We start from the raw sequence: 8,827 nt of genomic DNA, 5'->3' as shown, positions 1-8,827 counted from the left end.
CGAGCCGGGGGCCGGTGACGGCGAGGCCGCCGAGGGAGAGCAGCGCGCCGGTGGCCGGGTCGAAGGCCCCCGGGCCCAGCACGAGCGCGCCGTCCTCGCGACGCGGCGCGAGGACGCCTCCCGAGGCGGCCGGGGCGGTCGGGGTGGTGGCGGGGATCTGCCCCCATGCCACCTCGTGGCCCGCCTCCGCCCACGCGGTGTCGGCCGCGAGCAGCGCCCGTACGGTCCACAGCGCCTCGCCGCCCGTGCCCGTCGCGGGCCGGTCGGGGAGCTTGAGGTCCGCGGACTCGCCCGGGGCCAGCGGCGGGACCGCCAGCTCACCGCCGCCGACCTCCACGCCCTCGGCCTCGTAGGCCCAGGAGAACGTCAGATGGGACAGGTCGGCGAAGTCATGGGTGTTGGTGATGCGGAGCGTGCCCGCCGCGCCGTCGCCCTCGATCCGGACCGGCTCGATGACCTTCTTGTACTCGATCAGACCGGGGGACGGGGTGCGGTCGGGGAAGAGCAGCCCGTCGCAGACGAAGTTGCCGTCGTGCAGTTCCTCGCCGAAGTCCCCGCCGTACCCGTAGAACAGCTCGCCCTCGGCGGTGCGCTTGGCGATGCCGTGGTCGATCCACTCCCAGACGAAGCCGCCCTGGCAGCGCTCATGCGTCTCGAACAGCCGCTGGTAGTCGCTGAGCCCGCCCGGCCCGTTGCCCATGGCGTGGGCGTACTCGCACAGGATGAAGGGGAGCGCCCGGCGCTTGGCGTCCAGCTCGGCGTCCGCCCAGGCGGCCTCGGTGCGCTGCCCGATCTGGTCGACCTCCTCGTGCGGGGCGTACATCCGCGAGTAGACGTCCGTATCGGCGCAGGACATGTCGCCCTCGTAGTGGATCACGCGCGAGGGGTCGCGCTCGCGGATCCAGTCGGCCATGGCGGTCAGCCCGCGGCCGGTGCCGCATTCGTTGCCCAGCGACCACATCACCACCGACGCGTGGTTCTTGTCCCGCTCGACCATCCGGCGGGCCCGGTCCACCAGGGCCGGGGTCCAGCGGTCGTCGTCGACCGGGTTGCCGCGCCAGCCGAGGTCGACGAAGCCATGGGTCTCCAGATCGCATTCGTCGATCACCCACAGGCCCAGTTCGTCGCACAGGTCGAGGAAGGCGGGGTGCGGCGGGTAGTGGCTGGTGCGTACGGCGTTGATGTTGTGCCGCTTCATCAGCACCAGGTCCTGGCGCATGGTCTCCAGGTCCACGGCGCGCCCGGTCTCGGGGTGGAACTCATGCCGGTTGACCCCGCGGAACAGCACCCGCTCGCCATTGACCTTGATCACGCCGTCCTCGACGACGACCGTACGGAAGCCCACCCGCAGCGCCACCCGCTCGCCGCCGGTGGCGAGCGTGGCCTCGTACAGCCGCGGGGTCTCGGCCGTCCACGGCTCGACGGCCACGGTCGCGCTCTCGCCGGTGGCCAGGTCGAGGCCCAGCTCCGGTACGGTGACCCGGCCGCCGGGCTCGGCGTCGACCCGCAGCGTGCCCTCGCCGGAGGCGTGGTCGTAGGAGGCGTGCACGAAGAAGTCGGTGACCGCGTCGGCCGGGCGGTGCAGCAGGGTCACCTCGCGGAAGATCCCGGGCAGCCACCACTGGTCCTGGTCCTCCAGGTAGGTGCCCGAGGACCACTGGTGGACGCGTACGGCCAGCACATTGCCGCTCGGCCGCAGCAGCTCGCCCACCGCGAACTCGTGCGGCAGCCGGCTGCCCTTGAAGACGCCCAGCTCCTGCCCGTTGAGCCAGACCCGGGCGCAGGACTCCACACCCTCGAAGCGCAGCACGGCGCCGCCGTCGGCCGGCCAGTCCTCGGGCAGGTCGAAGACCCGGCGGTGGTCGCCGGTCGGGTTCTCGGTGGGCACCCGTGGCGGGTCGACCGGGAACGGATAGAGCACATTGGTGTAGATGGGCGCGCCGTGGCCCTGAAGCACCCAGTGGCCCGGCACGGCGACCGTGCCCCAGCCGGAGGCGTCGTAGTCGGGGCGGGCGAAGGACTCGTCCTCGGCGGTGGCGGTCGGCGACAGCCGGAAGGCCCAGTCGCCGCCCAGGCCCAGCCGGGCGGCGTCGGACCCGGCGGTCCAGGCGCGGGGCGGCAGCCCTCCGGTGCCCGGGGACATGTCCTCGTAGTAGGGCAGCTGGGCGTCGGGGGTGGTGCTCATCGGTCTCCTCGGTCTGCGATGGAGGTATCTGCGATGGAGGCGATCGGTCGGTACGCGCCCCAGCGGCCCGAGCGCGCGTCGGCCCGAGCGCTTCGGCCCGGGCCGCCAGCACGGGACGTTAACGAGCCTCGAAAGACTTTTGCAAGGGGTTGGACGAAGTCTGTTGCAAGCGCTTGTGCGGGTGAGGGCGCGGGTGCGTGTGCGGGTGCGTGCGCGGGCCGGGAATCAGGACGCGCTGCCGCGGCCGCCGTTGGCGGCGGGCGTGCGGTGATGCTTCGATTTCATGGCCGCGAGCGAGCCCTCCAGAGCGAAGGTCGCGGCCCCGAGGCTCACGGGGTTGGTCGGGATCGGGCACAGTACGATCTCGACGCTCGCGAAGGGGCGGCGCAGGGCGCGCCGCGCCACCGCCTCGCGCACCTCGACCAGCAGCGGCTCGCCCAGCGCGGTGGCCACCCAGCTGCTGACCACGATCACCTCCGGGTTGAGCAGATTGACCAGGTCGGCCAGGGCCGCGCCGAGATAGCGGGCGGTCTCGCGGACCACCTGCGCGGCCACCGGATCGCCGTCGGCCAGCGCCCGGCCGAGCGCTTCGATGGTGGCGGTCTGGTCGTCGGGGTGCAGCAGGGGGCTGTCGGGGCTCAGCTCGCCGAGGGTGCGCATGATGGCGGGGGCGCCCACGTACGTCTCCACGCAGCCGTGGTTGCCGCAGTGGCACAGCCGCCCGTCCAGGACGAGGGTGGTGTGCCCCCACTCTCCGGCGCTGTTGGTCACCCCCCGGTGCAGCGCGCCGCCCAGCGCGAGCCCGGCCCCCACGCCCGTACCCAGGTTGACCACGATCGCGTCACCGTGCCCGCGCGCCGCGCCGAACCACTGCTCGGCGACGGTGCTGGCGCGCAGCGGGTTGTCGAGGTGGAGCGGATAGGGGAGGTGTTCGGCCAGCAGGTCCAGCAGCGGGACGTCGTGCCAGTTCCAGTTGGCGGCGTAGACGGACACCCCGCCCTCGCGGTCCACCTGCCCCGGCATGCTGACCCCGACGCCCAGCACCCGGTCCGCGGCGACGGCCGACCGCTCCACGACATCGGCCACGGCGGCGGCGATGCGCCCGACGAGCCGCGCCGCGTCCCGCTCGCCGGGGCGCAGCTCCTCGTCGGCGCGGGCCAGTACGGTCAGGGCCAGGTCGAACAGCTCGACATGGATGTAGGTCTCGGCCACGTCCACGCCGATCAGCGCTCCGCCGGCGGCGTTGACGGCGACCAGGCCGCGCGGCCGGCCACCGTCGGAGTCCTCGTATCCGCCCTCCACCAGCATGCCGAAGTCCAGCAGCTCGCCGACGAGGGTGGCGACGGTGGCCAGGCTCAGCCCGGTCGCGGCGGCCAACTGCTGCCGGGAGACGGGGGACTCGGCGATGATGTGGCGCAGCACGTCGTAGCGGTTCTCGGTGCGGATATCACGGGACGTGCGCTTCACGCCGGGTCCTCCGTGCTCGGTGGTGCGGCCCGTATGATGCCGCGCCACACTAGGCCGCGCGCCGCACCTGGACAACCCCTTCGCGCAACCGTCGTACGAAGCGGTGGCCGCGCGCCGCGGCTTTTCTAGCCGTGGGTCGTGAGTACGTCCCTGACGACCGGACCCGCCGCGTCCCCGCCATGGCCGCCCTGCACGACCACGGCCGCGGCCGCCATGTCGTTCCGGTAGGCCGTGAACCAGGCGTTCGTGGTCGGCTGCCCGTCGATCTCGGCGGAGCCGGTCTTCGCCCCGATGTCCCCGGTGAGCCCGGACATCGCGCGCGCCGCCGTGCCACTGGTGGCGGTGAGCCGCATCATGGCCCTCAGCTGCCCGACGGCCGCCGGGCTCAGAGCGCGCTTCGCCGTCGCCGTCTTCTCGCTGATCAGGGACCGCGGCACGATGACGGGCTGGCGGAACGTACCGGTCTGGGCGGTGGCCGCCACCGAGGCCACGGTGAGCGGGTTCATCTGCACCTTGCCCTGCCCGATCAGCGCGGCGGCCTTGTCGTCCCCGCCGCCCGTGGGGACCGAGCCGTCGAAGGTCTGCACCCCCACATGCCAGTCGAGCCCGATCCCGAACACGTCCCGCGCCTCGTTGGCGACGGAGCTGTCGGACAGATCGCCGGCCAGCGAGACAAAGGCGGTGTTGCAGGAGGCCGCGAAGTCCTGGGCGAAGGTGGCGGCCGGATTCTCGCTGTCCTCGACGTTGTGGAAGGTCATGCCCTGCTGGTACGAGGTGGTCTTGGGGCAGGGCACCGCGCGGCCGGGCGTGACCTTGCCGGACTCCAGCAGCGCCGCCGAGGTAACGATCTTGAACGTCGAACCGGGCGCGGTGGCCCCTTGGAGGGCCGGATTGAACTCGTCGCGGCCGGAGTTGGCGACCGCGAGCACCTCACCCGTGCTGGGCTTGAGCGCGACCACCGAGGCACCCGTACGCTTGGCCACCGCCTTCTCGGCCCGGCTCTGCACCTGCGCGTCGAGCGTCGTGTGCAGCGTGCCCGGCTTGCCCTTGGCCACCACATGGAGCGTCGTCGTGGGCTTGCCGCTCGCACCGGCCGCCCACACCTCGACCCGGCTGGCGGCGCCCGTGGCGGCGGCGTATCTCGTGCGGAGCTCGGTCAGCACCGGGCCGAGCGAGGGATAGCGGTCCTTCGTCAGCTCCTTGCCGTCCCGGTCCACCACCTTGACCGACTCCGACTCGGCGAGGCCCGTCCGCAGGGCCGGACGCTCGGCCGTCAGCTTGGGGTGCAGTACGGCGGGGGTCCAGTCGACCAGCGGCCGGCCCGTCGTCCTGCCGCGCACCACCGACAGCTCCGAGGCATACGTCCAGCTGGAGTGGGCGTCCTCGAAGGAGATATCGGCCGTGACATCGAACGGCACCCGGGTGCCGTGCGGTTGGCCCGCCTTGAGCGTCAGCTTCGACACATGGCCGTCCTTGCGGTAGCCGCTCAGCGCGGCCACGGCGGACTCGGCGTCATTGGTGAGCTGCGCGGCCCGCATATCGTTCTGATCGGCCCAGGCGGCCAGAAACTTCCCAGCGGTCTCCCGCACTTCGGACGAGGTCACCGCGCCGTCGTGGCCCGGCCCCTTCTCGCCCCCGGTGAGCCCGGTGTACACGTTGTACGCGCCGAGGCCCGCTACGCCCACGACCGCAACCGCTGTCACACCGAGCACGGCTCTTCCCGCTGCACGCATGCCCTGGTCCATCCCCCCATGATGGCTGGCGCCCTGCCGCTCCACCCCCGCGTCAAGCGGCAGGGCGCACAACGAGTTCACAACCTATGGATGGTGATACTCCATCACAAGGGGTAGTTCAGGCCACGAGCGCACGGCGTGACCCGCGACACGCCCTCCGGCGCGCCGCCGCGGCTCATGCCGCCTGCTCGACCTCTCCCCGCAGCGCCCTGGTGTAGACCGAGAGCAACCGACCGTATTCGACGCGCTCCTGAGGGCGCAGCGCCCGGCCGGCCCGCGCGCGCAGAAACACGCGGATCGCCTCGTTCGCCTGGTCGGTGGGCGTGGTGATTAAAGCGGGTTCGTGGTGAGTAGGAGTCGGACGCATGCGCACTAGAGTACGGGCCGCCACCGACAACGGCACCAGCGCAAAACGTTCAAGTGCGCTGTTACCGCGGGTATGTGAGCAAGGCCGCATCCGGCGCACGGCTCTGGACGGCCGGCCGCGGCCCCTGTCGCGGCCCTGTTGCGACGGCCTCAGCTCTCGACGAGAACGACCTCCAGGGTGCGCGGGCCGTGCACCCCCTCCACCCGGTCCAGTTCGATATCGCTGGTCGCGGACGGCCCGGAGATCCAGGTCAACGGGCGCCCCGGAGCCAGCCGTTCCAGGGCCTGCGGCACGGAGTCCACGACCTGCTCGGGCACCCGGATGACACAGATGTGGTGGTCCGGCACCAGTGTGATCCGCCGACGCCCCTGGTCAGGGCCCGCGTCCAGTACGACGGTCCCCGTCTCGGCCACGGCCACCGCGCAGCCCGTGACCACGCTGGAGACCGCGTCCAGATCGTGCGGGGTCAGCTCCTCGGTGTCCGCGATCCGCTCCACCCGCTGCGCGTCGACGGCCGAAAGCCACTCGGCGGGCAGCCCCGGCGGCAGCACCACGCTCGTCGCGCCGCGCCCGTCCAGCAGCCGGGCCATCAGGCCCGGGAGCCCCTTGGGGTCCGTACGGTGGACGATCGCCCGGTAGTCGGCCAGGTTCTCCGCGAGCAGATCCACGGTCTGCGCCGTGGTCCGGTCCCCGTGGGCCCGCAGATAGCCGCGGTCCACAGGAGCCTCGGAGGGGCGCTCCGTACGGGGGACGTCCGCCAGCGCGCGGCGGACGCGGGCCAGCACCAGGTCTCGGCTGCTCACGTCGTCTTCCTCCCCTTCGTCCCGCTCGTTTCACCCTCGTCGCCGCGTGTTCTGCGCCACCAGTCCCGGAACGACTCGGCGGGCACCTCCGGCAGCTCCCGGGTGTCCGTCCACGCCCGCCCCGGCCCCGGCAGCCGGCTCGGATGGAAACGGCGGGTACGGGCGGCCAGCCGCTGCCCGGCGCGCAGCACCCCCGGATGGTCGAAGGCCCAGCGCGCCGCCCGCATCGCGGCGCGCTCAGCGGCATGCCCCTTGGCCGGTTTGATGACGGTCCGGGTCCCGCGCACCGACACCGGGCCGCCCTCGACCACCCGCTCGCGCAGATGGACCAGGATCTCCGGGATGTCGATGGCCACCGGGCACACCTCGTAGCACGCCCCGCACAGCGACGAGGCGTACGGCAGCGAGGCGTCCAGCTCGCTCTGCGTACCGCGCAGCTGCGGTGTGAGGATCGCCCCGATCGGCCCCGGGTACGCCGACCCGTACGCATGGCCGCCCGCCCGCTCGTACACCGGGCACACATTCAGACACGCCGAGCAGCGGATGCAGCGCAGCGCCTGGCGCCCGACGGTGTCGGCGAGCGTGTCCGTACGGCCGTTGTCGAGGAGGACCAGATGGAAGGCGCGCGGGCCGTCGCCGTCGGTGGTGCCGGTCCAGGTGGAGGTGTACGGGTTCATCCGCTCCGCCGTCGAGGAGCGGGGCAGCAGCTGGAGGAACACCTCCAGGTCCTGCCACGTCGGCACCACCTTCTCGATGCCCACGACGGAGATCAGCGTCTCGGGGAGCGTCAGACACATCCGGCCGTTGCCCTCGGACTCCACCACGACCAGCGTGCCGGTCTCGGCCACCATGAAGTTGGCGCCCGAGATGCCGACCTTGGCGTTCAGGAACTTCTCGCGCAGATGCAGCCGCGCCGCCTCCGCCAGATCGGCCGGGGCGTCCGTCAGCCCCTCAGGCGCGGGGCGGCCCCAGCGGGCCATCTGGTCGGTGAAGATGTCGCGGATCTCGGTGCGGTTGCGATGGATCGCGGGCACCAGGATGTGCGACGGCAGATCGTCGCCGAGCTGCACGATCAGCTCCGCCAGATCGGTCTCGTACGCGCGGATGCCCGCCTCGGCGAGCGCGTCGTTCAGCCCGATCTCCTGCGTGGCCATCGACTTGACCTTGACGACCTCGCGCTCGCCGGTGGCCCGGACCAGCTCGGTGACGATCCGGTTCGCCTCGTCCGCGTCCGCCGCCCAGTGCACCTGGCCGCCCGCCGCCGTCACGGCGCTCTCCAACTGCTCCAGATAGTGGTCGAGATGGCGCAGCGTACGGTCCTTGATCGCCGCGCCCGCGGCGCGCAGCTCGCCCCAGTCCGCCAGCTCCGCGACGGCCTTGGCGCGCTTGGCGCGGATGGTGTGCGTGGCGTGCCGCAGATTGGCGCGCAGCTGCGTGTTCCTGGTCGAGGTGGCGGCCGCCACGGGGAACGCGGGCATACCCAGATAGGTGCCGGTCACCAGACGTCTCCTTCGGTGCTCGCCAGGATCTCGGCGATATGGACCGGGCGGACCGTCGAGCCCTGCCGGGCGAGCGTCCCGCCGATGTGCATCTGACACGAGTTGTCGACCGTGCACACCGCCTCGGCCCCGGTGGCGGTGATGTTGCGCGCCTTGTCGGCGCCCATCGCGGCCGAGACCGCCGTGTTCTTCACGGCGAACGTGCCACCGAAGCCGCAGCACTCCTCCGCGCCCGGCAGCTCGACCAGCTCCAGTCCCGCGACGGCCGCGAGGAGCCGGCGGGGGCGGTCGCCCAGGCGCAGCATCCGCAGCCCGTGGCAGGTGGGGTGGTAGGTCACGGTGTGCGGATAGTACGCGCCCACGTCCGTCACCTTGAGGACGTCGGTGATGAACTCGGTGAGTTCGTACGTCTTGGGTACTGCCGCGGCGGCGAGCTCGGTCAGCTCCTGGCCACGGCCCTCGGCGGCCGCCTTCGCCCCGATCCTCGGATAGTTGTCGCGCACCATGGCGGCGCACGACCCCGAGGGGGTGACCACATAGTCGTAGTCCTCGAACGCCTCGGCGAAACGGCGCACCAAGGGCTCGGTCTCATGGCGGTAGCCGGTGTTGAACTGCGCCTGACCGCAGCAGCTCTGCCCCGGCGGAAAGCCGACCTCGACACCCAGCCGTTCGAGGAGGGTGACGACGGCGTGCCCGGTGCGGGGATAGAGCGTGTCGTTGACGCAGGTGATGAAGAGCGCTACGCGCACGGTTCCTCCTCCTGGCCCCCGGCC

At 72.2% G+C, this 8,827-nt stretch carries 7 protein-coding genes; all 7 read right to left on the bottom strand.

All coding sequences use genetic code 11. From position 1 onward, the window contains the following. Positions 1-2,185 (bottom strand): glycoside hydrolase family 2 TIM barrel-domain containing protein (locus tag CCN51_RS36925; RefSeq protein WP_086860590.1); only part of this gene is annotated, 2,185 nt, incomplete at its 3' end. A gap of 225 nt (positions 2,186-2,410) precedes the next feature. Beyond that, entirely contained in the window at positions 2,411-3,652 is a 1,242-nt protein-coding gene (locus tag CCN51_RS36920; RefSeq protein WP_014174884.1) for an ROK family transcriptional regulator, read from the bottom strand. A gap of 125 nt (positions 3,653-3,777) precedes the next feature. Continuing rightward, entirely contained in the window at positions 3,778-5,385 is a 1,608-nt protein-coding gene (locus CCN51_RS36915; RefSeq protein ID WP_043489532.1) for a penicillin-binding transpeptidase domain-containing protein, read from the bottom strand. 175 nt (positions 5,386-5,560) lie between these two features. Further along, on the bottom strand, positions 5,561-5,752 hold the full coding sequence (locus CCN51_RS36910; protein ID WP_043489530.1) for a hypothetical protein: 192 nt from the start codon (positions 5,750-5,752) through the stop codon (positions 5,561-5,563). A gap of 149 nt (positions 5,753-5,901) precedes the next feature. After that, positions 5,902-6,555, bottom strand: coding sequence for a LutC/YkgG family protein (locus CCN51_RS36905; protein WP_014174881.1), 654 nt, complete (start codon positions 6,553-6,555; stop codon positions 5,902-5,904). Further along, complete coding sequence (locus CCN51_RS36900) at positions 6,552-8,054, bottom strand: lactate utilization protein B (RefSeq protein ID WP_014174880.1); 1,503 nt, start codon at positions 8,052-8,054, stop codon at positions 6,552-6,554. The genes CCN51_RS36905 and CCN51_RS36900 overlap by 4 nt, the downstream gene beginning before the upstream one ends. Then, positions 8,051-8,803: a (Fe-S)-binding protein gene (locus CCN51_RS36895; RefSeq protein WP_014174879.1), complete on the bottom strand. Its 753-nt coding sequence runs from the start codon at positions 8,801-8,803 to the stop codon at positions 8,051-8,053. Before CCN51_RS36895 ends, CCN51_RS36900 begins: the two co-directional genes overlap by 4 nt. Between the last annotated feature and the right edge of the window lie 24 nt (positions 8,804-8,827).

The organism is Streptomyces milbemycinicus, assembly GCF_002154605.1.
GTDB lineage: Bacteria > Actinomycetota > Actinomycetes > Streptomycetales > Streptomycetaceae > Streptomyces > Streptomyces milbemycinicus.
This window is presented reverse-complemented; position numbering and strand designations above follow the sequence as displayed.